The 22,662-nt window shown below is 64.3% G+C and carries 20 protein-coding genes; 7 read left to right on the forward strand and 13 right to left on the reverse strand.

From position 1 onward, the window contains the following. Positions 1-15: 15 nt before the first annotated feature. Positions 16-1,395: an aspartate aminotransferase family protein gene (locus EOA19_RS02570; protein WP_128302588.1), complete on the forward strand. Its 1,380-nt coding sequence runs from the start codon at positions 16-18 to the stop codon at positions 1,393-1,395. An 8-nt stretch (positions 1,396-1,403) separates the two neighbouring features. Beyond that, entirely contained in the window at positions 1,404-2,507 is a 1,104-nt protein-coding gene (locus EOA19_RS02575; RefSeq protein WP_023809054.1) for an alcohol dehydrogenase family protein, read from the forward strand. A gap of 12 nt (positions 2,508-2,519) precedes the next feature. Here EOA19_RS02575 and EOA19_RS02580 read toward each other — a convergent pair whose 3' ends face one another. The 7 genes from EOA19_RS02580 to EOA19_RS02610 are packed head-to-tail and all read right to left on the reverse strand — an operon-like array spanning position 2,520 to position 10,059. Then, positions 2,520-3,566, reverse strand: a complete 1,047-nt coding sequence (locus tag EOA19_RS02580; protein WP_128302589.1) for an ornithine cyclodeaminase — start codon at positions 3,564-3,566, stop codon at positions 2,520-2,522. 29 nt (positions 3,567-3,595) lie between these two features. Beyond that, the gene (locus tag EOA19_RS02585) at positions 3,596-4,225 is read right to left on the reverse strand and encodes an FMN-binding negative transcriptional regulator (RefSeq protein WP_128302590.1); all 630 of its coding nucleotides are present in this window, start codon (positions 4,223-4,225) and stop codon (positions 3,596-3,598) included. 4 nt (positions 4,226-4,229) lie between these two features. Next, a complete protein-coding gene (locus tag EOA19_RS02590; RefSeq protein WP_027035600.1) occupies positions 4,230-5,111 on the reverse strand; it encodes a branched-chain amino acid ABC transporter permease in 882 nt (293 codons plus the stop codon). 5 nt (positions 5,112-5,116) lie between these two features. Next, positions 5,117-5,821, reverse strand: coding sequence for an ABC transporter ATP-binding protein (locus EOA19_RS02595; protein WP_023809058.1), 705 nt, complete (start codon positions 5,819-5,821; stop codon positions 5,117-5,119). Between the two features lie 4 nt (positions 5,822-5,825). After that, positions 5,826-6,992 carry an ABC transporter substrate-binding protein gene (locus EOA19_RS02600; protein WP_023809059.1) on the reverse strand — a complete coding sequence of 389 codons (1,167 nt, stop codon included), beginning with the start codon at positions 6,990-6,992 and terminating at the stop codon, positions 5,826-5,828. A 44-nt stretch (positions 6,993-7,036) separates the two neighbouring features. Continuing rightward, a complete protein-coding gene (locus EOA19_RS02605; protein ID WP_245486042.1) occupies positions 7,037-8,878 on the reverse strand; it encodes a branched-chain amino acid ABC transporter ATP-binding protein/permease in 1,842 nt (613 codons plus the stop codon). Positions 8,879-8,892: 14 nt separating this feature from the next. Next, positions 8,893-10,059: an FAD-binding oxidoreductase gene (locus EOA19_RS02610; RefSeq protein WP_023809061.1), complete on the reverse strand. Its 1,167-nt coding sequence runs from the start codon at positions 10,057-10,059 to the stop codon at positions 8,893-8,895. A gap of 145 nt (positions 10,060-10,204) precedes the next feature. On the opposite strand from EOA19_RS02610, the gene EOA19_RS02615 reads away from it, so the two are divergent. The 5 genes from EOA19_RS02615 to EOA19_RS02635 are packed head-to-tail and all read left to right on the forward strand — an operon-like array spanning position 10,205 to position 15,186. After that, positions 10,205-11,143, forward strand: coding sequence for a MurR/RpiR family transcriptional regulator (locus EOA19_RS02615; RefSeq protein ID WP_128302592.1), 939 nt, complete (start codon positions 10,205-10,207; stop codon positions 11,141-11,143). Next, the gene (locus tag EOA19_RS02620) at positions 11,140-11,787 is read left to right on the forward strand and encodes an isochorismatase family cysteine hydrolase (protein ID WP_128302593.1); all 648 of its coding nucleotides are present in this window, start codon (positions 11,140-11,142) and stop codon (positions 11,785-11,787) included. Before EOA19_RS02615 ends, EOA19_RS02620 begins: the two co-directional genes overlap by 4 nt. Further along, complete coding sequence (locus EOA19_RS02625) at positions 11,784-13,106, forward strand: glutamine synthetase (RefSeq protein ID WP_128302594.1); 1,323 nt, start codon at positions 11,784-11,786, stop codon at positions 13,104-13,106. The genes EOA19_RS02620 and EOA19_RS02625 overlap by 4 nt, the downstream gene beginning before the upstream one ends. Then, the gene (locus tag EOA19_RS02630; RefSeq protein WP_128302595.1) at positions 13,106-13,873 is read left to right on the forward strand and encodes an N-formylglutamate amidohydrolase; all 768 of its coding nucleotides are present in this window, start codon (positions 13,106-13,108) and stop codon (positions 13,871-13,873) included. Before EOA19_RS02625 ends, EOA19_RS02630 begins: the two co-directional genes overlap by 1 nt. After that, entirely contained in the window at positions 13,870-15,186 is a 1,317-nt protein-coding gene (locus tag EOA19_RS02635) for an aspartate aminotransferase family protein (RefSeq protein ID WP_128302596.1), read from the forward strand. The genes EOA19_RS02630 and EOA19_RS02635 overlap by 4 nt, the downstream gene beginning before the upstream one ends. Before the next feature lie 169 nt (positions 15,187-15,355). Here the strand turns inward: EOA19_RS02635 and EOA19_RS02640 are convergent, their stop codons facing one another. The 6 genes from EOA19_RS02640 to EOA19_RS02665 form a co-directional block, all read right to left on the reverse strand. Then, positions 15,356-16,375, reverse strand: a complete 1,020-nt coding sequence (locus EOA19_RS02640; protein ID WP_023809067.1) for an NADP-dependent oxidoreductase — start codon at positions 16,373-16,375, stop codon at positions 15,356-15,358. A 24-nt stretch (positions 16,376-16,399) separates the two neighbouring features. After that, positions 16,400-17,722 (reverse strand): LLM class flavin-dependent oxidoreductase, encoded by a 1,323-nt coding sequence (locus tag EOA19_RS02645; protein WP_023809068.1) that lies wholly within the window; start codon positions 17,720-17,722, stop codon positions 16,400-16,402. 166 nt (positions 17,723-17,888) lie between these two features. Next, on the reverse strand, positions 17,889-18,971 hold the full coding sequence (locus EOA19_RS02650; protein WP_032908639.1) for an amino acid ABC transporter permease: 1,083 nt from the start codon (positions 18,969-18,971) through the stop codon (positions 17,889-17,891). Further along, positions 18,968-20,161, reverse strand: coding sequence for an ABC transporter permease subunit (locus EOA19_RS02655; RefSeq protein ID WP_128302597.1), 1,194 nt, complete (start codon positions 20,159-20,161; stop codon positions 18,968-18,970). Before EOA19_RS02655 ends, EOA19_RS02650 begins: the two co-directional genes overlap by 4 nt. Positions 20,162-20,174: 13 nt before the next feature. Further along, a complete protein-coding gene (locus tag EOA19_RS02660; RefSeq protein WP_245486044.1) occupies positions 20,175-21,209 on the reverse strand; it encodes an amino acid ABC transporter substrate-binding protein in 1,035 nt (344 codons plus the stop codon). A gap of 433 nt (positions 21,210-21,642) precedes the next feature. Further along, complete coding sequence (locus EOA19_RS02665; RefSeq protein WP_128302598.1) at positions 21,643-22,662, reverse strand: isopenicillin N synthase family oxygenase; 1,020 nt, start codon at positions 22,660-22,662, stop codon at positions 21,643-21,645.

Here is a 22,662-nt window from a genome sequence, read left to right on the forward strand (position 1 = left end):
TCAGGAGTCAAAAGAATGCTCGACCAGTCCAACGAACTCGCCGCCTGGGATCGCGACCACTTGTTCCATCCCTCGACCCATATGGGCACCCACGCGCGCGGCGAGAGCCCGACGCGCATCATGGCCGGTGGTGAAGGCGTCACTGTGTGGGACAACAATGGCAAGAAGAGCCTCGACGCCTTCGCCGGCCTCTATTGCGTCAATGTCGGCTACGGCCGGCAGAAGATTTCAGACGCCATCGCCGCCCAGGCGAAGAACCTCGCCTACTACCACGCCTATGTCGGCCACGGCACCGAAGCCTCGATCACGCTCGCCAAGATGATCATCGACCGCGCGCCGCAAGGCATGTCGAGGGTCTATTTCGGCCTCTCAGGCTCGGATGCCAACGAAACCAACATCAAACTGATCTGGTACTACAACAACGTGCTCGGCCGGCCGGAGAAGAAGAAGATCATCTCGCGCTGGCGCGGCTATCACGGCTCGGGCGTGATGACGGGATCGCTGACCGGGCTCGACCTGTTCCACAACGCCTTCGACCTGCCGCGCGCACCGATCCTGCACACCGAGGCGCCTTATTATTTCCGCCGCGCCGACCGCTCGATGAGCGAGGAGCAATTTTCGCAGCATTGCGCCGACAAGCTCGAGGAGATGATCCTGGCTGAGGGCCCGGAAACGGTCGCTGCCTTCATCGGCGAGCCGATCCTGGGCACCGGCGGCATCGTGCCGCCGCCGGCCTTCTATTGGGAAAAGATCCAGGCGGTGCTTAAGAAGTACGATGTGCTGCTGGTCGCCGACGAAGTGGTGACGGGCTTCGGCCGGCTGGGCACCATGTTCGGCTCCGACCACTACGGCATCAAGCCGGACCTGATCACCATCGCCAAGGGCCTGACCTCGGCCTATGCGCCGCTGTCGGGCGTCATCGTCGCGGACAAGATGTGGCAGGTGCTGGTTGAAGGCTCCGACAAACTCGGTTCGCTCGGCCATGGCTGGACCTATTCCGCGCATCCGATCTGCGTTGCCGCCGGCGTCGCCAATCTCGAACTGATCGACGAGATGGATCTTGTGACCAATGCCCGCGAGACCGGCGCCTATTTCCGCGCCGAACTGGCCAAGGCGGTCGGCGGCCACAGGAATGTCGGCGACGTCCGCGGCGACGGCATGCTGGCGGCGGTGGAGTTCGTCTCCGACAAGGACGACCGGGTGTTCTTCGACGCTTCGCTCAAGATCGGGCCGCAGGTGGCGACGGCGCTTGCCGCAAGCGGCGTCATCGGCCGCGCCATGCCGCAGGGCGACATTCTGGGCTTTGCGCCGCCGCTCTGCCTGACCCGCGAGGAAGCCGACATCGTCGTGTCGAAGACAGCCGATGCGGTGAAAAACGTGTTTGCCGATCTCTGAGAGTGACTATGAATGCCATGACCAGGACCCTCCCCGCCACCATGGCCGCCGTGCTGCTTACCGGGCACGGCGGACCGGAAAAACTCGTCTACCGCAGCGACGTGAAAGTGCCCTCGCCCGCTCCCGGTGAAGTGCTGGTCAAGGTCAGCGCTTGCGGGATGAACAACACCGATGTCTGGGTGCGCCAGGGCGCCTATGGCACGGAGGAGGACGCTGCCGCCGTGTCGACATGGCGCCGCCAGGGCAACACGCTTGTTTTCCCGCGCATCCAGGGCACGGACACCGTCGGTATCGTCGCCGCTGTCGGCGAAGGAGTGTCGCCGGACCGTATCGGCGAACGGGTGATGGTCGATTTCTCGATCTACAATCGCGACGACGATTCGCTCGCCGACATCGACTATATGGGCCACGGCCGCGACGGTGGTTACGCCGAATATCAGGCCGTGCCGGCCGAGAACGCTCATGTCATCGACACCGACATGAGCGATATCGAACTCGCCACCTTCTGCTGCGCCTACCTGACCGGTGAACAGATGCTGGAGCGCGCCGCGCTCAAGGCCGGCGAGCGCGTGCTGGTCACCGGCGCCTCGGGCGGCGTCGGCTCCGGCATCGTGCAATTGGCACGGGCGCGCGGCGCCATCCCCTATGCCGTCGTCGGCAAGGGCAAGGAGCAGGCGGTGCGCGACATCGGCGCAGAGGCTGTCATCACCCGTGGCGTTGCCGACCTGCCGCATGCCGTGAACGAGGCGACCGGAGGCCAGCCGATCGACGTTGTCGCCGACCTCGTTGGCGGTGCCATCTTCAATGACCTCCTGCGTATTCTCAGGCCCGAGGGCCGCTACACCACGGCTGGCGCAATCGCCGGCCCGGTCGTGCAGCTCGATCTCAGGACCATGTACCTGAAGCAATTGCAGTTGCATGGCTCGAGCCAAGGCACGCGCGCGGATTTCCGCCGCATCGTCGGGCACATCGAGGCGAAAAAGATCCGGCCGCTGGTCGGCGGCGTCTACAAGCTCTCCGATTTCCACCATGCGCAAGCGGATTTCATCGCCAAGGATTTCGTCGGCAAGCTGGTGGTGGTGCCGGATGCCATGTGGGGTTCGGCTATCTGAACGACCGATGTCTCAACCCTGCTGGGCCGCCCGCAGCAGCATGCCGAACAGGTCGCGCGGCTCGTCGGGGTCGGCCAGCATGTCGAGTTCCTGATAGAGGCCGGTCGAGCGCAGTTGATCCCTGACGTAACGCAGTGCCGAAAAATCCTCGATGGCGAAACCGACCGAATCAAACAGCGTGATCTGCCCGGGATCGCGCCGGCCTTGCACGGCGCCTGACATCACCTGCCACAGCTCGGTCACCTTGTGATCTGGTGCAAGCTGCTGGATCTCGCCCTCGATGCGGGTCTGCGGCGGATATTCGACGAAGATGTCGGAGCGCAGCAGGATATCGCGGTGCAGTTCGGTCTTGCCGGGACAGTCGCCACCGACGGCGTTGATGTGCACGCCGGAGCCGACCATGTTGTCGGTGAGGATGGTGGCGTACTGCTTGTCGGCGGTGACGGTGGTGATGATGTCGGCCCCTTCTACCGCCTCTTGCGCGGTGCCGCAGGCGACCATGTCGAAGCCGAGGCCGGCCAGATTGCGGATGCATTTTTCGGTGGCCTTGCGATCGATGTCGTAAAGCCTCAGCCTGTCGACGCCGAGCAGCGCCTTGAAGGCTACCGCCTGGAATTCGGCCTGAGCGCCGTTGCCGATCAGCGCCATGCAGTCGGAGCCAGTCGGCGCCAGGTACTTGGCGGCCAGGGCCGACATCGCCGCCGTGCGCAGCGCGGTCAGGATGGTCATTTCCGACAGCAATACGGGGTAGCCATTGTGGACATCGGCGAGCATTCCGAAGGCGGTCACCGTCTGGCGGCCCTCGCGCATGTTCTTGGGGTGCCCGTTGACATATTTGAAGCCATAGACCCCGCCGTCGCTGGTCGGCATCAGCTCGATGACGCCTTCGGCGCTGTGCGAGGCGACGCGCGGCGTCTTGTCGAACAGTTCCCAGCGGCGGAAATCGTCCTCGATGTAGCCTGAGAGTTCGACGAGGAAGCGCTCGACGCCGATCTTCAGCACCAGCTTCATCATGTGGTCGACGCTGACGAAGGGGACGATGTTGAGATTGGGAATCATTTTTTCTTGTCCTTGCCGCATGCAGCCGGTCAGTCCTGGCGATGCGCGTTGTGCGTCTTCATCATCGTTGCCAGCGCAGGGTCATTTTGCTCCAGCGCCCTGATGGCTCCGCCTGTGTCGTAGAGGCGCTCATCCTGACCCATCTTGAACTTGGCCTCGAGCCGATCGATCGGCAGGTCAAACCCTATGACACCAGGTATGCGCCGCTCCATGCCGCCAGGGCCGAGCTCGCGCATGCGCCAGCGATCCTCGCGATCTTTCTCCAGCACGTCGACAAGCTGCAAGAGATGCCGGGCGGTGGCATGATCGTCGAGCGGAACCGGATGCCCATGGCAATGCACGACAGCAAAATTCCAGGTCGGCGCGCTGTCGCGCACCGGGTTGCGCGGATACCAGGACGGCGAGATGTAGCCATGTGGGCCGTGGAAGATAGCGACCGTCTCCCTGCCTTCGCTGATCAAGGTGCTGTGCGGATTGGCCCTGGCGAGATGCGAGACCAGCGTTCCGTTTTCACCACGCGCGCGATCGAGCACGAAGGGAAGATGCGAGACGACAAGGCCCTGCGGTCCCGCTGTCACCACCGTCGCGAAGGCCGCAGCCTCGATCAGGCCGAACACCTCGTCCGACGACAGCGGCGCAAATTCAGGCTTGGTATACATCAGGTCAGCTTCGCTGAGCGCGAACCGCCGGGATCAGGCCTTGCGGGCGAACCAGCAGTACCGCGATGACCCCCGACAGCACGATGGCATCGCGGTAGGGCGCGATCGCTCCCGGAAGCGTCGCCTGCAACAAAACCTCGATGATGCCGAGCAGAAAACCGCCGGCGACAGCACCGGGCAAGCTGCCGAGCCCGCCGACGACGGCGGCGATGAAGGCCTTCAGCACCGGCGTAAAGCCCATCAGCGGATCGACTGAGGCACGCTGCGCCACCCACAGCATGGCCGCCAGCCCGGCAAGCAGGCCGGAGAGCAGGAAGGCGGTGGCGATGATGCGGCTGGCCGGAATGCCCATCAGGCGCACGACGTCGAAATCTTCCGCCGCGGCGCGCATCGCCGTGCCGGTCACCGAGCGGCGAAGGAAGACTTCCAGCGCAATCAGCGCCAGTGCGGAGACGACGATGGAGATGCTGGGACCGACGCCGATGGTGAAATCGCCGAAGGAGAAGGCGCCGGTCATCCAACCGGGCATGGCGACAGCTTGCGGCCGCGCCGAAATGCCGTTCTGGAATACGACCTTCAACAGGCTGGAGACGGCAAAGCTGGTCAACAGCAGGCTGGTGACGCTGGCGCCGCGCATCGGCCTGAAGGCGATACGCTCCATGGCGACAGCGGCGAGCGCGCCGCAGGAGACGGCGACAAGCACGGCTACCGGGAAGGGAAAGCCGAGCACCAGCGAGGCCAGAAGCGCGTAGCCCGACAGCGTCATCAGCTCGCCATGGGCGAAGTTGATGAGGCCGACGATGGAAAAGACGATCGCCAGCCCGAGCGCCAGCAGCGCATAGACGCCGCCGAGGCTCACCGCATTGATGATCTGCTGCGCGATCATGCTTCTCAAGCTCCCAAATAGGCCTGGCGGACGAGGTCCGAGGAGGCGAGTTCTTTTGCCGTGCCGGCCAGCACCACTTCGCCATTGGCGAGCACGACGGCGCGGTCGGCGATTTCGAGCGCCAGCGCCACATTCTGTTCGACCAGAAGGATGGTCAGGCCCTTGCGGCGCAGTTCGGCGATCAGGTCGAAGACGGTGTCGATCAGTTGCGGGGCAAGGCCGAGCGAGGGCTCGTCGAGCAGGATCATGCGCGGCTTGCCCATCAGCGCGCGGGCGATGGCCAGCATCTGCTGTTCGCCGCCCGACAGATTGCCGCCCTTGACGCGATGGTAGCGGCGCAGGATCGGGAACAACTCCAGCATCTCCTCCTCGCGCAGCCTTGCCTCGGCCGCCGGCTGATGCACCGCGCCGCCGAGACGCAGATTGTCGGCCACCGTCAGGCTGGCGAAGATACGGCGGCCTTCGGGAACCAGCGCGACGCCCTTGCGGGCTATCGCCTCCGGCGCCAGGCCGGTGATGTCGACACCGTCGAAGACCACCTTGCCGGATGCCGCCGGCACCAGCCCGGCGACGGCGCCGAGCGTCGAGCTCTTGCCGGCACCGTTGGCGCCGACCAGGGCGATGATCTCGCCGCTGCCGACGGTGAGGTCGACGCGGCGCACCGCCTCGACCTCGCCGTACCGGATTTTCAGGGCTTCGACGCTCAGCATGACATCACGGCGCGGGAACGTCGGCAGCGTCGGGGATCAGTGTCTGGACATGCTTGCCCTCGCCGCCCTCGTAGCGCATCAGCGCCACTGGCCGCAACGGCATGCGATCGGTGCCGGCATAGGTGATCTTGCCGGTGATGCCTTCGAAATCCTTGAGGCCGGCGATGGCGTCGCGGATCGCCTTCGGGTCGTCGGAGCCGGCCGTCTTGACCGCCTGGTCGAGGATCAGGCCGATCTCGTAGCCATTGACCTCATAGGTCGATTCCGGTGCGTGGCCGGCATATTTGGTGAAGGCGGCGTTGAAGGCCTCTAGCTTGCTGCCCGGCTCGGCATAGCCGGCCGCGGTGTAGACGACGCCGTCGACCAGCTTGCCGAGCGCCTTGATGGTCGGCGTGCCGATGGCATCGGCGCCATAGACCGGGATGGTGACGCCGGCGCCGCGCAATTGCTGGATGAAGGCCGGGAAATCCGGCTCGTAGGCCGCCGTCATGATCAGGTCGGGCTTGTCGGCCAGGCCCTTGATGTTGGTGATCTCGGCGGAAAAGTCGGGCTGGCCCATGCTGAAGGTGCCGCGGCCGACAATGGCGCCGCCCTTCTTCTCGAACACTTTGCCGAAATATTCCGGCAGATTGGCGGTGTAGGTGGAGTCCGGCGAGGTCAGCAGGAACACCTTCTTCTTGCCTTCGGAGACGGCAAAGTCGGCGACCGCCGTCGCCTGCACATTGTCGGCCGGATAGGTGCCGAACATGACGTCGCCGACCGCGCCGGTCAGCACCGGGGCGGAGCCGCACAGCGTCAGGGTCGGAATGCCGAGCGGCTGGGTGAGCTGGCCGGCGGAAATCGAGGGATCGGCATCGCACGGCGTGATCATGATCTTGGCGCCGGCGTCGATCAGCTCCTGGGCGACGGTGGCGGTCTGCGCGGTATCGGAGCGCGTGTCCTTGATCAAAAGCTTGACGGTGTATTTGCCGCCGAGCCCGCCCTTGGCGTTGAGTTCGTCGAGCGACATGCGCAGGCCGGCAAGTGCCGGCTGGTCGTAAGGGGCAAGGCCGCCGGTCTGCGCGGTCGCGGCACCGATGATGATCTCCTCGGCGCTGGCCGTCGAAATGGCGGCGATGCCGAACACGGCAGCGCACAGGGCGGCGCGATGGAGGCGATAGAGGCTTGGCATGTCGGTTCTCCTTCTGGATTTTTATGATTGGTTGTCGTTGCAGGTCATGCGGTCTGGTTTTCAGCTGTTGCGGTCTTGGCACGCGCCGTGCGGCTGCCGAGATAGGCGGCGATCACGGCGGGGTTCTTCTGGACGTCGCCGGGCGTGCCGTCAGCGATGACGCGGCCATGATCGATGACGACGATGCGCTCGCACAAATTCATCACCAGCCGCATGTCGTGTTCGATCAGCACGACGCCGATGCGGCGCTCCGCGCGAACCGTCGATAGAATCGAGACCAGTTCGGCGGTCTCGACGGCGTTCATGCCGGCGGCCGGCTCGTCGAGCAGCAGGAAGCGTGGCCTCAACACCAGGGCGCGTGCCACTTCGAGCCGGCGGCGCTGGCCATAGGCAAGCCTGGCGGCCGGCTGATCGGCAAATCTCTCCAGCCCCATGCGCGCAAGCTCGCTCATCGCCGCCGCCTCGGCATGGCCGAGATCAGGTTCCACCTGGCGTGCTGCGACAACGACATTTTCGAGCACCGTCATGTGCGGAAAAACGCGGATGTTCTGGAAGGTGCGGGCAACGCCGGAGCGGGCGAAGCGAAAGGCCGAAGCCTGCCGCACCGCGCCGCCGACAGACACCGTGCCGGTGCTTGGCTGGACATCACCGGCCAGCATGTTGAGCAGCGTGGTCTTGCCGGCGCCATTGGGACCGATAATGCCGGTGATGCTGTCTGTCCCGAAGCTCAAACTGACGTCATCGACGGCAACGACGCCGGCATAGCGGCGCGACAGATGGTCGGCGGTGAGCCGGTCACTCTCGACATGCTGCGGAGGTGCCGCCGAAGCCGTCACGGCCTGGCGTCCCGGCCGGCGCAAAAGGTTGAGCTCACGCTCGCCGAACAGACCGGTCGGGCGTCGCCAGATGACCAGGATCATGGCGATGGCCAGCACGCCCTGGGTCAAGCCGAACAGGACAGGCAGATGCAGGCCGAGCACCTCGCCGCCGCCCTCGAAGCGGCGCACCACTTCGACCAAAACGATGGTGACGATGACGCCGGCGAAAGCGCCGAGCGACGAGGTCATGCCGCCGACGATCAGCATGGCGAGCATGGTGAAGCCGAGGTCGAAATAGAAATCGCGCGGCGAAAACGCGCCAAGGAATTGCGCCATCATGGCGCCGGCGGCCATGGCGGCGACGACGCCCGCCACCCAGGCGGCCAGACGCGCCGTGCGCTGGTCGACGCCGACGGCGGCCGCACCACGCTCGTCATTGGCGGCGGCGCGGGTGGCAAGGCCGAAGGAGGTTTCGCGAAACAACCTCGCCGCCACCAGCGCCACAGAAGCGACAGCGGCAGCCGTCCACAGCCCGACCTCGCGCGGCACGCCGTAAAATGGCTGGCTGCCGCGGGTGATTTCGCGTCCGGCGACCAGCAGCGTGTAGACGATGATCAGCATGGCAAGCGTTGCGATCGAAGCGCTCGATCCGGAAAGCCTGAGCAGCGGCGTGCCGGTCAACAGGCCGACGATGACCGCGAGAGCAAGGACGACGGCCAGCGCCGCGACAAAGGAGAGTTGATGGCCTGCGAGGAATTGCGGCAGGTCGCGCAGCGCCGTTCGCTGCAATGCGGTCGGCATGGTGAGGATGCCCGTAGCGTAGGCGCCGAGGCCGACAAAGGCGGCCTGGCCGAACGAGACGATGCCGCTGTTGCCGGAGAATATCTGCAGGCCAAGCACCGCCGTCAGCATGATCGCTGCATAGGTGACCACACGTTGCATGGCGGCGCTGCCGAAGACAAAGGCGGCAAGCGCCACCAGCAGCAGCACCGCGACCATGCACAGGGCATCGGCGGTGGCGTTGCGAAACGCGGCCGGCATGAGGCCGCGTGAGTTGCTCTCGCTCATCGTCGGCGACGCCATCACGCGGCCCTGAAGCGATCGGGCGAAAACGGCGCCAGGATCGGCTGTGCTCCCTCGGTGACCAGCCTGGCCACGGCCTCGCCGACGGCTGGACCGGTCTTAAAGCCGTGGCCGGAGGATCCGGCAGAAACGACCAGCCCTTCGACCCCAGGCATGGCGCCGATGACAGGCAGATCGTCGGGGCTCATGTCGTAGAGCCCGGCATAGCCGGGGCGGATGCCAAGTTCGGCCATGGCCGGCAAGCGGGTGGCGAAGGTCTCCAGGATCTCGACCGATTCAGCTTCCTCGACACCTTCCATGTAGTTGTCGGGATTTTCGACAAGGCGCGGACGGCCTGCATGCTCATGGCGCAGGCCGGTGCCGCCGCCGGCCCAGGTGCCGGCCAGGATGACGCCGTCATTGTCGGGCCGTGCATAGTTGCAGGAAATGTCGTCGCACCAGGCGAACGGCATGACCTGCCTTGCCTTGCCGGCAGCGTCCAGCACGGCCATCGGATGGCGCTCGACATGCAGCGGCAGATCGAGGCCCACTGTCGCCAGCAGCCGGCGCGTCCATGGCCCGGCGGCCAGGACGACGGTACCGGCTTCCAGCACCGTTCCATCGGTCAAGGTGACGCCGGTGATGCGGTCGCCCTGCCGCTGGAGGCTCTCGACCAACGTGTTCTGCATGATCCCAGCACCGTTGGCGCGGGCGGCACGGGCGATGGCGTTGGTGGCGCCGAAGGCATCGGCGTAGCCATATTCCGGCTCCCACAGCGCCATTGCGACATTGTCCAGGACAAAGCCGGGTGCCGCGTCGGCAAAGGCCTGCGGCGACAATGTCTCGATGCGCGCGCCCTCGCCGCGGATGCGTTCGGCTGCCGCCGTCCAACTCACCTTGTTGTCGTTGCCGCAGACCCACATCATGCCGATTTCGGTGACAAAGGATCCTTCGCCCGCGATTTCCGGCAGCGACACCAGGATCTCTCGGCCACGGATGGACAGCTGCGACAGTTCCGGCATCAGGTAGAAGGCGTGCAGCAGCGCCGACGATTTGCCCGACGGGCCGCCGGCGGGGTGGGTCTGCTCGACCAACGTGACCTTCACACCGGCCTTGGCCAGATGATAGGCGGCGCTCGATCCGACAATACCGGCACCGACGACGATGACGTCGCTTCCGTTTCGCATGGCTGTTCCCCACAGTCTCTTGGCTGCTTTCCGACAAGGTAGGGCCAGCGATCACACAATGTCAACATCTCTTCATTGTTGACCAAGATTTAAATCTCTGTAATAAACTCGACAAAACAAGAGAACATGGATTTCGGGGAGGCCCATGGCGATACGCGATGTTCTGATGCGCGGGGATCTTGCGCTGACGCCGTCGGAAGAGAAGATCGTCCGGCTGCTGTTGACGGACTATCCGACCTCCGGCCTCGGCACCGCTTCGTCGCTTGCGCGGCGCGCTGGCGTCAGCGATCCGACCGTGGTGAGGCTGGTCGTAAAACTCGGCTATGAAGGGTTTCCGGATTTCCAGGCGAAGCTTCTGGCCGAAGTCGAGGCAAGACTGCACTCGCCGCTGCTGATGATGGAGGCCAAGCGGCAGAGCGGTTCCAACGACAGCGCCGTGCTGGCATACCTCGATAGCGTCACCACGGCCTTGCAGAAAGCCACCGCCGCGACACCCATCCAGACATACGAGCGGGCGGCCCGCCTGCTGATGGAGGTCAAGGGCGAGATTGTCATGGTAGGCGGCCGGTTCAGCCGCCACATCGCCGGCATGCTGGCCGGCTATCTCGTGCAGTTTCGCTCCGGGGTTCGCGATCTTGGTGTGCTCTCCCCGCAGACCTTCGACACGCTCGCCGACCTCGACCGCCGCGACGTGCTCGTCGTGTTCGACTATCGCCGCTATCAGCTTGATGTGATGGCCTATGCGAGCCAAGCGGCGGCGCTCGATGTTCGCATCGTCCTGTTCACCGACCAATGGCTGTCGCCGATATCAGATCTTGCCGAAGTCACCATCGTCAGTCCGCTCGAAGTCGCCTCGCCCTACGACACGCTGGCGCCGGCGATCGCCCAGATGGAAGCGCTGGTCGCCCATATCGTTTCGACGCTGGGCGACGAGTCCCGCAACCGCATCGAGCGACTCGAAAAGGTGCGGCATGCCAATGCCGTAACACTCGACAGCGACCCGCAAGAGAACGGCGCGCGCAAGACACCCGGCCCCCGCAAGACACCGGGACCCAAATCAGCAAAGCAGGACGGCAAAGCATGACCCAGGCCCTACCCAAACGAGACGAAGCCTTCCGTGCCGGCGAAACGGCACTGCTGCTCGTCGACATGCAGCGCATCTGGCTGGAGCCGGGCGCCGATCCGTCGCATCCGGAGCGTGGCCCCGATCATTATTTCTACCGGCAGACATCCTCGCGGACGATCCCCAACCAGGAGCGCCTGCTGGCCGCGGCGCGGGCCAATGGCGTCGAGGTGCTGCACACCATCATCCAGAGCCTGACCGAAGACGGCCGCGACCGCTCGCTCGACCACAAGCTGACACCGATCCATGTTGCACCCAGCCTTCCCGAGGGGCTGCCGGTGGCGCCGCTGGCGCCGGTCGGCGACGAGATCATGCTGCCGAAGACGTCGTCGGGCATCTTCAACTCGACCAATGTCGACTATCTCCTGAAGAACCTTGGCATTCGCTACCTCGTCGTGGTCGGCGTGCTGACCGATCAATGCGTCGACATGGCGGTGCGTGACGGCGCCGACCGCGGCTATCTCGTCACCTGCGTATCGGATGCCTGCGCCACCATCACTCAGGAACGCCACGACATCGCGCTCAAGGCCTTCGGCGGCTACTGCTGGGTGGCCGACACCGATACGGTCGTCGACCGCTTCAACGCCTTGGGAAAAACGGCATGACATCGCCCGTCGAGCCCCTGGTTGCAATCGTCACCACGGATCTCTCCGCCGTCACGCGGGGCCGTTTCGTTGCCGAAAGCAAGCTGCAGAAGACCGCCACGACCGGGGTCGGCTGGCTGCAGGCCAATCTGTCGCTGACGCCGTTCAACTCGATCGTCGATCCCAACCCCTGGGGCTCGTCGGGCGACCTGCGGCTGATCCCCGATCTCAAGGCGCGCTTTCGCACGACACGCACCGGATCGGCGACGCCGTTCGACATGGTCGCCGGCGACATCGTCGAGCTCGACGGCAGCCCATGGCTCGGCTGCACCCGCACGATGCTCAAAGAGGCGTTGGCCGACTTGAAAGCCGCAACCGGCCTGTCGGTCATCGCCGCCTTCGAGCATGAATTCAATGTCGCCGACGGCGGCTTCGCGCCGGCGCATTCGATGTCTTTCGCCGCATTGCGCCGCACAGATCCCTTCGCGCCCAACCTGATGGCGGCGCTGGAGGAGGCCGGCGTCGCACCCGAAGTGGTCATCGCCGAATTCGGCGACGAGCAGTTCGAGGTGACGCACGAGCCGGCGGACGCGCTGACGGCAGCCGACCGCGCCGTCGCCATCCGCGAAATCACGCGCGAATTGGCGCGCAATGCCGGCTGGCGTGCGAGCTTCGCGCCCAAAACCGCGCCAACTGCCGTCGGCAACGGCGTCCACATCCATTTCAGCTTCGTTGACGAGGCCGGCAAGCCGGCAACTTACGACCCGGCGCAGCCCGGCGGCCTTTCCGCCAAAGCCGGCGCCTTCTGTGCCGGCGTGCTGCGCTATCTGCCTGGAATGACCGCGATGACGGCGTCGAGCGTGTCGTCCTTCTACCGGCTGAAGCCGCACAACTGGAGTTCGTCCTACACCTGGCTTGCCGACCGCGACCGCGAGGCGACGCTGCGCATCTGCCCGACTGTGACGATGGGCGGACGCGATCCGGCGCGGCAGTACAATATCGAGTACCGGGCGGCGGACGCCACCGGCAATCCCTATCTGTCGCTGGCGGCGATTATCCGCGCCGGGCTGGAAGGGCTGAAGGCGGGCCTGCCGTCGCCACCTTTGGTCACCGGCGACCCGACACTGATGAGCGAGGCGGAGCGCGCAAGTCTCGGTCTGGTGCGCCTGCCCGAAACCCTGCCCGCGGCACTGGACGCGTTGCTGGCCGACGGCACCGTGACGGGATGGTTCGCGCCTGTCTTCATCGAAACTTTCGTCGGCCTCAAACGACATGAAGCCGAGCGTCTTGCCGGTCTCGATCCGGCCTCCATCTGCGATCTCTACCGGACGCTCTATTGATGACCGCACGGACCGAAAAAGATTGGCCGGAGGCCGTCGAGGTCCTCAACGAGCACGGCCGTTCCGATATCGTGCTGTTGTGCGAGCATGCCTCCAACCACATGCCGGCCGAGTATCGACAGCTCGGCCTCGATGCCAATCATCTGCAGCGCCACATCGCCTGGGATATCGGCGCCGCCGAGGTGACCCGCCTGCTGTCCGCGAAGCTCGATTCACCGGCTTTCCTCAGCGGCTACTCCCGGCTGCTGATCGACCTCAACCGGCCGCTCAATACCCAGGGCAGCATTCCGGTGCTGTCGGAAGACACCGGCATTCCCGGCAATGTCGGCATCGACGCGACGGAGCGGACCCGGCGTGCCGAGATCATGTTTTCGCCGTTTCATGACCGGGTGACCGCGCATCTCGACTGCCGGGCACAGGCAGGCCGGCAGACGCGGATCGTGACGATCCATTCCTTCACGCCGGTCTTCCTCGGTGTCAGCAGACCTTGGCATGCCGGCGTGCTGCACGACCAAGCAAGCGATCTCGCCGAAGCGATCCTTTCGGGCCTGCGCACCGACGCGGCGCTCAATGTCGCGGCCAACGTGCCCTATGTGATCAGCCGCGACGCCGACTACGCCGTGCCCATCCATGGCGACGATCGCGGCATCGCCGCCGTCCTCGTCGAGATCCGGCAGGACCTTTTGTCGACGCGGCGCGGCATCGAGGAATGGGCGGACCGGCTGGCGGCGGCACTGCCGGCACAGCAGGCGGAGACTATCCCGTGAGCAATCTCAGCCTGCGCGAACGCGACGCCGCGACCATCGCCCAGATCGGCAAGCTGCGTTTCTCGCCGCTCAGCGTCATCGGCGGCCGGGGCAACCGGCTGATCGAGGAAGGCGGCCGCTCCTTGCTCGACCTGTCGGGATCGGCCGGTCCGGCGGTGCTCGGCTACGGCCATCCGGCCATCGTCGAAGCGGTCGAGACGTCGATCCGCGACATGGCCGGCGCCAGCCTGCTGCTCTACCCGAACGAGCCCGCCGTATCGCTGGCGGAGCGGCTGCTGGCGATTACGCCCGGAGAAGGCGAACGGCGCGTCTGGTTTGGCCATTCCGGGTCGGATGCCAATGACTGCGCGGTGCGCGTGCTGCAGGCGGCCACCGGCCGTTCGCGCTTCATCTCGTTCATCGGCTCCTATCACGGAAATCTCTCCGGCTCGATGGGCATCAGCGGCCATACCGCCATGACCCACACGCTACCCCGGCCGGGCGTGCTTCTGCTGCCTTATCCCGATCCGTTCCGACCGAATTTCAGCAGCGAGGACGTGCTTGCCCTGCTCGACTACCAGTTCGAGACCACCTGCCCGCCGCATCAGGTCGCGGCGGTGTTCATCGAGCCGTTGATGTCGGATGGCGGGCTGATCGTGCCGCCCCCTGGCTTTCTCAAGGCATTGCAGGAGCGTTGCCGCAGGCACGGCATCAAGATTGTCGTCGACGAGGTCAAGGTCGGGCTCGCTCGCAGCGGCATGATGCACTGCTTCCAGCATGAAGGACTGACGCCGGACCTCGTCGTCTTTGGCAAAGGCATCGGCGGTGGCTTGCCACTGTCGGCCGTGATCGGCCCTAAGGAGATCATGGACCATGCGCCGGCCTTCGCGCTGCAGACAACCGCAGGCAATCCGGTGGCGACATCGGCCGGCAACGCGGTGCTGAAGACGATCGAGACGGACGGCCTGGTCGAGCGCTCGGCGCGGATCGGCATGCTGTTTTCCGACGCGCTGCGAGCCCTTGCCGCCAGGCATGAGATCATCGGTGACGTGCGCGGGCGCGGCCTTGCCATCGGCGTCGACCTGGTCAAGGACCGCACGACACGTGAGCCGGTTGCGGCGGCGACCACGGCCAAGATCATCTATCGCGGCTATGAGCTGGGTGCGGCCTTCACCTATGTCGGGTTGAAGGCCAATGTGCTGGAGTTCATGCCACCGCTGACGCTGACGGAAGACGAAGTGGCGGAGGGCGTGGCGATCGTCGACCAGGCGATCGCCGATGTCAACGCCGGCGAGGTCTCGGACGCGGACGTCGCCTCCTTCATGATGTGGTGAACAGAAAGGCGCGGCCACGGCTGCGGCAGAAATTGCCTAGAGCAGTTCACCGTTTCACGGAAACGGCGACCCGCTCTAACTCCTTGTTTTAACGCAATCCGGACGGAAAAGCGTTTCACACTTTTCCTGAAATTGCTCGAGGCAGCCCCGACTGATCGTTGCGCAGCAACTATTCCGCGATACGCACGATCAGCTTGCCGAAATTCCTGCCTTCGAGAAGGCCAAGAAAGGCCTGTGGCGCATTTTCGATGCCATCCACGATATCTTCCCTGTATCGAACCCGGCCGGATGCTATCCAGTCGGCCATCTCGCGGTAGAAGGCCGGGCGCTGGTCGACAAATTCGCGCTGGATGAAACCCCTGATCGTCAGGCTGCGGTGCAGCACTTGCTGCATCAATGTCGGCAACCGGTCGGTGCCGGCATCCGCGATGACGTTGTACTGCGCGATCAGCCCGCAGACCGGCACACGCGCAAACTCGTTCAGCAGCGGAAACACCGCGTCCCAGACAGGACCGCCGACATTCTCGAAATAGATGTCGATGCCGCAGCTGCAAGCTGCCTTCAACTGCTCGGCAAAATCGTCGGCCCGGTGATCGACGACCGCGTCAAAGCCCAGCTCGTCTCGCACGAAGGCGCACTTTTCGGCACCGCCGGCAATGCCAACGGCACGCGCTCCCTTGATGCGCGCGATCTGGCCGACGGCCGACCCGACCGCACCGCTGGCGGCCGCCACGACGACCGTTTCGCCAGGCTTCGGCTGTCCGATGGTGAGCAGACCGGCATAGGCGGTGAAGCCCGGCATTCCGAGCACACCCAGTGCGGTCGTGATGGGCGCCGCCGCGGGATCGAGCTTGCGCAGCCCGACACCGTCGGACAATGCAAAACTCTGCCATCCGGAGTGGGACAGGACGATGTCGCCTTCAGCAAATTCCGGATGGCGAGAGATCATCACACGCGCGACGGTGCCGCCCTCCATCACACCGTCGACATCGACCGGCTTGGCATAGGATTTGGTGGCGTTCATACGACCGCGCATATAGGGATCGAGCGACAGATAAAGGATCTGCAACAGCAGTTCGCCCTCTCCCGGCTGGTCAAGGTCAACCGTCTCGATGCGGAAATGATCCGGCTTCGGCCGGCCTTGCGGTCGCGCCGCGAGCACGATGCGGGTGTTGGACTGGATTGACATGGAGACCTCTCCGCGAAGGATGTTCTACTCGAAAAACCGGCTGGGCGGCCGCTTCAGGCCGAGATTCTTGCGCAGTGTCGACCCCTCATATTGCCGCCTGAAGATGCCTCGCCGTTGCAATTCCGGCACCACTTTCTCGGCAAAATCATCGAGCCCTGCCGGCAGGTAGGGAAACATGATGTTGAACCCGTCGGAGCCCTCGGCAACCAGCCATCCCTCCATTTCGTCGGCGATTGTTTCAGGCGTGCCTACAAAAGCAAGCCCGGAATAGCCGCCCAGCCGTTGCGCAAGCTGCCTGACGGTCAGGTTCTCCTGGCGTGCCAGTTCGATGACGCGCTCGCGGCCGCTCTTGCTGGCATTGGTTTCGGGAATCTCCGGCAAGGGCGCGTCGGGATCAAAACCGGACGCATCATGTCCGATCGCGATCGACAGCGAGGCGATGCCGCTCTCGTAATAGACGAGGCTGTCGAGCTTGGCCCGTTTGGCCTGCGCGTCCTCGACGCTGTCGCCGACCACGACAAAGGCACCGGGCAGGATTTTGATGTCGTCGCGCGAGCGGCCAAGTTTCTCCGCACGGCCTTTGACGTCGGCGAAGAAACGCTGCCCCGAGGCGAGATCGGCATGGGCGGCGAAAATGACTTCCGCCGTTTCGGCAGCCAGCTGTCGCCCCGCCTCCGAGGCGCCGGCCTGGACGATGACCGGCCAGCCTTGGATAGGCCGCGCAATGTTGAGCGGACCGCGCACCGAAAGATGCTCGCCCTTATGGTCGAGCACATGCAGCTTTGCGGGGTCGAAATAGAGCCCGCTTTCGGCGTCGCGGATGAATGCATCGTCGGCGAAGCTGTCCCACAGGCCGGTGACGACATCGTAGAATTCCCGTGCCCGCCGATAACGCTCATCATGCTCGACATGCTCGTCGAGGCCGAAGTTCAGCGCCGCGTCAGGGTTGGACGTGGTGACAATGTTCCAGCCGGCGCGTCCACCGCTGATATGGTCCAGCGAGGCGAAGCGGCGAGCAACATGATAGGGCGCGTCGAACGTCGTCGATGCGGTAGCGACCAGCCCGATATGGTCGGTGACGGCGGCGAGCGCCGACAGCAGCGTGAATGGCTCGAACGACGTGACCGTGTGGCTGCGCCGCAACGCCTCGATCGGCATGTTGAGAACGGCCAGATGGTCGGCCATGAAGAACGCGTCGAATTTCGCCGCCTCCAGCGTCTGGGCGAAGCGTTTCAGATGCGCGAAATTGAAATTGGCATCGGGATAGGCGCCCGGGTAACGCCAGGCGCCGGTGTGCAGACTGACGGGGCGCATGAAGGCGCCGAGGCGCAATTGTTTTCGTGTCATATGGCGGATATCTCGGACGTTGGAGATTGAACAAATCTCGACGAGGATCGACCTCCATCAAGGCACGGGGAAGGTATTGCGTTCCCCCGCCACGCGCTTCCGCAGCATTCGCTTCCCCTCCGCCAGCGCAAAATGGCACAGCGCTCCGCCGGCGAGCTTTATGGGCTCAGTGTCGCTGCGACCGGCGCAGATATGTCTCCAGCCAGAGGCTGTAGCGTGAGCCGCCGAAGCACAGCACGAAATAGATCAGCGCAGCGAACAGATAGGCCTCGTCGTAGTAGCCGAGCCACTGCGGATCGGCCGCCGAGGATCGGGCCGCATTGAGCAGGTCGAAAATGCCGATGACGGCAAGCAGCGATGTCGCCAGCAGGAAGCCGATCGCCAGATTGACCATGCCGGGAATGACCAGACGCAGCGCCTGCGGCAGGACAACGAGCTGCATCGTGCGCCAATAGCCGAGGCCAAGCGCGGTCGCGGCTTCGTGCTGGCCCGCCGGGATCGCCTGGAGGCCGGCGCGAACGACTTCGGCGACATAGGCCGACCAGAACAGCGTGATCATGATCATCGCCCGGACATTCTTGTCGATCAGCTGGCCATTCGGGATGGCCATTGGCAGGATGAGCATCGCCACATAGAGGATGGCCACCATCGGCGTGCCACGCATAAGTTCGATAAAGGCGATCGCAAGCGTGCGCAGCCCGCCCATGCCGGAACGCCGCGCCAGGGCAAGCAGGATCGCCAGCGGCGTCGCCAGTCCGAAGCAGACCGACCATACGAACAGCGTCACGGCCAGCCCGCCCCACTGGTTCGATGGGACGGCGGGAGGCACCAGCGTGCCGGACATCAAGATCCAGCTGGCGACGACGACGACAGGCCAGGCGACGAGCAATCCCTTGCGCCAAAATCGCGGCTGAGCGGTGATGACGAGGAGCCCCAGCAGCAGCACCATGACGACGAGCGGGCGCCATTGCAGCGCCGGCGGATAGAAGGCGAACAGGATGAAGCGGAATTTCGCCCCCACGAACGCCCAGCATGCGCCGTTGGCGAGTGCACAGTCGGCTGAGGTTCCGGTCCATGTCGCGTCGAATACGCCCCAGCGCAGCAGTGGCGGTACGATCCAGCCCAGCAACGCCACCGTAACCAGGGTGATGACTGAATTGAGCGGGGTGCCGAAAAGCCCGATCTTCAACGTCCGCAGCGTTGCCGACGATCGCCACGGTCGTAGGTAAACAGCGTCGGAGATGCTCATGTCCTCGCAATTCCTCTGAGAGCGACACGCCGGTTGTAGTGGTTCATGGCGGCCGATACGGACAGGTTGATCGCCAGATAGATGCCTATCAGCAGTGTCAGCGCTTCCAGCGACTGCCCGGTCGTGTTGGCGGTGGTGTTGATGATGCTGACGAGATCAGGGTAGCCGATGGCAACCGCAAGGCTGGAATCCTTGGTCAGGTCCAGGTAGCTGGACGTTGTCAGCGGCGTGATGACGCGCAAGGCCTGCGGCAGCACGACGAGCCGCATGATCTGGCCGCTGTGCAGGCCAAGCGCCCGGGACGCTTCCCATTGGCCACGGTCGACCGACTGGATGCCGGCTCGCACGATCTCGGCGATTGCCGCCGAAAACTTGACCACCAGGCCCGTCAACAGTGCCGTGAATTCCGGCGTCAGATTGTAGCCGCCGCGAATGTTGAAGCCAGCCAGCGCCGGTATCTCCCAGCTCGCACCGGCTCCGGTTAGAGGAAAGGTCAGCACAACGCCAGCCAGCAGCCCCGCGGTTGCGATGCCCAGCCGCCTGGCAGGCAAGCTGCCCTCGCGCCGCGCCCTCCAAAGGAAAGCCATATAGGCCAAGGCGAGGCCGACAAGCAGCCAGAGCGTCGGCGCCGACACACCATGAAAGGCGAGCCCGGGAACGAACACGCCCCGGTTGGTGAGGAAGAAACTGCCGAAGACCGAGAGCGCCTGGCGTGGCGAGGGAAACGATTTTGCCAGCGAAATCCAGAAGAACAGCTGAAGCAGAAGCGGCGTGTTGCGGACGATCTCGACATACCAGCGCACGAGCGCGGCCAGCAACAGATTGCCTGAGAGGCCGGCAACACCGAGAGCAACGCCGAGGATCGTGGCGAGCAGACATCCAAGCGCTGCCACCGTCAGCGTGTTCAGAAGACCGGCCAGGATCGCGCGCGCATAGGGGTCGCCCGCCCTGAAGGCGATCGGCGCCTCGCCGATCTCGAAATTCGCCGGCCTGCCGAGGAAGTCGAACCCCGGCGTGATGCCGATGCGCGCCATGGTCGCGGCGGTGTTGTGGCCGAGCAGCCAGAACAGGGCGATGACAGCCGCGATCACCGCGATCTGGGTCAGCGGCCAGTCGCCCCACCACCTGGACACCTTGCGTAACATGCCGGGTCCGTCTGGACCCGGCACGGTTTCGTCCGTCAATGACATTGGGTGAAGGGTCTCAGCGGAACGGCGGTGAGTACAGCAGACCACCGTTGGTCCACAGGCTGTTGTAGCCGCGCTCCCAACCGAGCGGTTTCAGGTTCCGGTCATAGATTTCGCCGTAATTGCCGACAGTCTTGACGATATTATAGGCCCATTTCGGATCGAGGCCGATCGCCTGGGCGAGCGACGGGTCGACGCCGAGAAAGCGCTGGATGGCCGGATCCGGCGATTTCAGGAACTCGTCGACATTCTTGCTGGTGATGCCCCATTCCTCGGCCTGGATGGTTGCGTTGACCGTCCAGTTGACGATTTCGAGCCAGCGGTCGTCGCCACCGGCGATTGCCGGTGCGAGCGGCTCCTTCGACAGCCGCTCGGGCAGGATAATGTAGTCATCGGGCTTCTTCAGCTGGGTCCGCTTGCCAACGAGATCGGACGAGTCCTGCGTGATGGCGTCGACGCGCCCTGTCTCCAGCGCGTTGATGAATTCGCCGGTGTCCTCGATCGTCACCGGTGTGAACTTCTTGCCGGTCTTGCGGAAGAAATCGGCGATGTTCAACTCGCCGGTCGTACCGCTCTGAACGCCGATCGTGGCACCGTCCAGGTCGGCAGCCTTGGTGACGCCGAGGTCCTTGCGCACAAGGATGCCCTGGCCGTCGTAGAAAACCGTCGGACCGAAATGGAAGCCGAGCTGGAAGGCACGCGTGATCGTCACCGTCACGCCCGACAGCAGAATGTCGAACTCACCGGCCTGGAGCGCCGGCAGGCGCTGCTGCGGCGAAGAGTTGGTGAACTCCACCTTGTCCGGGTCGCCAAAGACAGTGATCGCCAGGGCGCGTCCATAGTCGGCGAAGAAGCCTTGCCAGCGACCGTTGCTGTCCGGCGAGAAGAAACCGGGTGTCGTGCCGACACCGACCTTGATGGAGCCACGCTCCTTGATCTTGTCGAGCGTCGGGCCCGCATAGGTCGCGGTCGAAAACAATCCCGCCGCCACCACCAGCGTCGTCGCCAGTGCCGTCCTCCAACCGGCGCCAAGCCGCATTGCAATCGTCATGTCAGTCAACTCCTGAGGTTCATTGTTGTCAGCCGATCGCGGAACGTCCCCCGCTCTGTTCGACTGCCCCGAAGTTAACTCTATAATTTTTGTAGACTAAGGAACGGCAATCCAATTTTCTGCCTGTCCGGAAAGCAGATTGCTTCGAAAATGCCCATTGGCGGCGAATGCGAACCTGCACCGTTCCCGAATGTGTTCCCTCGCGAAAGACACGTTCCAGCGCGGCTGAAGAAGAATATCCCGGGACAAAAAAATGGCCGGGCTCGAATACGGCCCGGCCAAAAGAAGGTTAAACCTTCAGAGGGGAACACCGTTCAGCGGAATGGGAGGAAACCGCCGAACGATTTTACCTGTTTGAGCCTATTTTGGTTACTTGGCGACGAATGGAATTCCAAAAATATACAAATGAGCAAAAATTCGTGCTCAGCAGCCGTTACGAGCCCGCGGTTCCGGTCTGGAGGAGATCAGCGTAGTGGCGGCGTGCCACGTCGGGATGTGAACGCAGCCGGCTTTTGAGCACGTTGGTTCCGACATCGCGGAACAACGGGTTGTCGGGATCGCTTGCCGGTCCGCGCGCCTGCGCCGCCAGTTCCTCGGAAAGGCCGAGAAGCGGGATGGTCGCATCGAGCCGCGCGCTGAAGAAGAAGGGGACAGAAATCCGCTCGACGCCGGCAGGCGGCGTCACGACGCGGTGCACGGTGGCCCGCAGATATCCATTCGATGCCAGTTCGAGCAGTTCGCCGATGTTGACGACCAGCGTTCCCGCCAGCGGATCCACATTCACCCAGCTTCCGTCATATTCGACCTGCAGCCCCTTGTTGTCGTCCTGCAGCAGCAGTGTCAGGAAACCGCCATCCTTGTGCGCGCCGACGCCCTGGTCGCCTTCGGTCGCGTCACGGCCGGGATAACGCACGATCTTCATGCGATGATTGGGCGAGTCCCGGTAGATCGCGTCGAAGGCGTCCTCGGGCTGATCGAGCGATAGTGCGAAAGCTTTCAACAGCCGAATCGCCACCGCGGTCGCCTTGGCCTGCCATGCAAGCAGTGCCGGCTTGAGTTCCGGCAGTGCAGACGGCCACTGGTTCGGTCCCTGCAACCTTGTCCATGGTGCAATTCCAGGTCCCTGCGCTATGGGCTGGCGCTCGACGCCTAAATCGAGTTGCTCACGCCAATCGGCCGCGCCCCTGGTCAGTTCGCCGCCGGCGCGGGTGTAGCCGCGGAACTGCTGGGATTTGACCATTTCGATCGCCAGCTTGTCGGCCTCCGGCAGCGCGAAGAACCGGCGCGAGGCATCCAGCACGTCGTCGATCTCCGAGGCGGAAATTCCGTGGCCGCTGAGATAGAAGAAGCCAACGTCTCGCGCCGCCGTGCGCAGGTCCAGGAGAAAGGTACGATATTCGGAGGCACCTTGTTCGAGACGGCTCAGATCGAGCACCGGCACAATTCTGGGCAT

It is taken from the genome of Mesorhizobium sp. M7A.F.Ca.US.010.02.1.1 (assembly GCF_004023085.1).
Taxonomy (GTDB): Bacteria; Pseudomonadota; Alphaproteobacteria; order Rhizobiales; family Rhizobiaceae; genus Mesorhizobium.

What these genes read in the sequence shown, in the direction of transcription:
- EOA19_RS02665 (WP_128302598.1), bottom strand. Translation starts at nt 22,662, where the DNA reads ATGCCCAGAATTGTGCCGGTGCTCGATCTGAGCCGTCTCGAACAAGGT.
- EOA19_RS02590 (WP_027035600.1), bottom strand. Translation starts at nt 5,111, where the DNA reads ATGATCGCGCAGCAGATCATCAATGCGGTGAGCCTCGGCGGCGTCTAT.
- EOA19_RS02640 (WP_023809067.1), bottom strand. Translation starts at nt 16,375, where the DNA reads ATGTCAATCCAGTCCAACACCCGCATCGTGCTCGCGGCGCGACCGCAA.
- EOA19_RS02605 (WP_245486042.1), bottom strand. Translation starts at nt 8,878, where the DNA reads ATGAGCGAGAGCAACTCACGCGGCCTCATGCCGGCCGCGTTTCGCAAC.
- EOA19_RS02570 (WP_128302588.1), top strand. Translation starts at nt 16, where the DNA reads ATGCTCGACCAGTCCAACGAACTCGCCGCCTGGGATCGCGACCACTTG.
- EOA19_RS02615 (WP_128302592.1), top strand. Translation starts at nt 10,205, where the DNA reads ATGGCGATACGCGATGTTCTGATGCGCGGGGATCTTGCGCTGACGCCG.
- EOA19_RS02660 (WP_245486044.1), bottom strand. Translation starts at nt 21,209, where the DNA reads ATGACGATTGCAATGCGGCTTGGCGCCGGTTGGAGGACGGCACTGGCG.
- EOA19_RS02625 (WP_128302594.1), top strand. Translation starts at nt 11,784, where the DNA reads ATGACATCGCCCGTCGAGCCCCTGGTTGCAATCGTCACCACGGATCTC.
- EOA19_RS02620 (WP_128302593.1), top strand. Translation starts at nt 11,140, where the DNA reads ATGACCCAGGCCCTACCCAAACGAGACGAAGCCTTCCGTGCCGGCGAA.
- EOA19_RS02645 (WP_023809068.1), bottom strand. Translation starts at nt 17,722, where the DNA reads ATGACACGAAAACAATTGCGCCTCGGCGCCTTCATGCGCCCCGTCAGT.
- EOA19_RS02610 (WP_023809061.1), bottom strand. Translation starts at nt 10,059, where the DNA reads ATGCGAAACGGAAGCGACGTCATCGTCGTCGGTGCCGGTATTGTCGGA.
- EOA19_RS02595 (WP_023809058.1), bottom strand. Translation starts at nt 5,821, where the DNA reads ATGCTGAGCGTCGAAGCCCTGAAAATCCGGTACGGCGAGGTCGAGGCG.
- EOA19_RS02630 (WP_128302595.1), top strand. Translation starts at nt 13,106, where the DNA reads ATGACCGCACGGACCGAAAAAGATTGGCCGGAGGCCGTCGAGGTCCTC.
- EOA19_RS02580 (WP_128302589.1), bottom strand. Translation starts at nt 3,566, where the DNA reads ATGATTCCCAATCTCAACATCGTCCCCTTCGTCAGCGTCGACCACATG.
- EOA19_RS02600 (WP_023809059.1), bottom strand. Translation starts at nt 6,992, where the DNA reads ATGCCAAGCCTCTATCGCCTCCATCGCGCCGCCCTGTGCGCTGCCGTG.
- EOA19_RS02655 (WP_128302597.1), bottom strand. Translation starts at nt 20,161, where the DNA reads ATGTCATTGACGGACGAAACCGTGCCGGGTCCAGACGGACCCGGCATG.
- EOA19_RS02650 (WP_032908639.1), bottom strand. Translation starts at nt 18,971, where the DNA reads ATGAGCATCTCCGACGCTGTTTACCTACGACCGTGGCGATCGTCGGCA.
- EOA19_RS02575 (WP_023809054.1), top strand. Translation starts at nt 1,404, where the DNA reads ATGAATGCCATGACCAGGACCCTCCCCGCCACCATGGCCGCCGTGCTG.
- EOA19_RS02585 (WP_128302590.1), bottom strand. Translation starts at nt 4,225, where the DNA reads ATGTATACCAAGCCTGAATTTGCGCCGCTGTCGTCGGACGAGGTGTTC.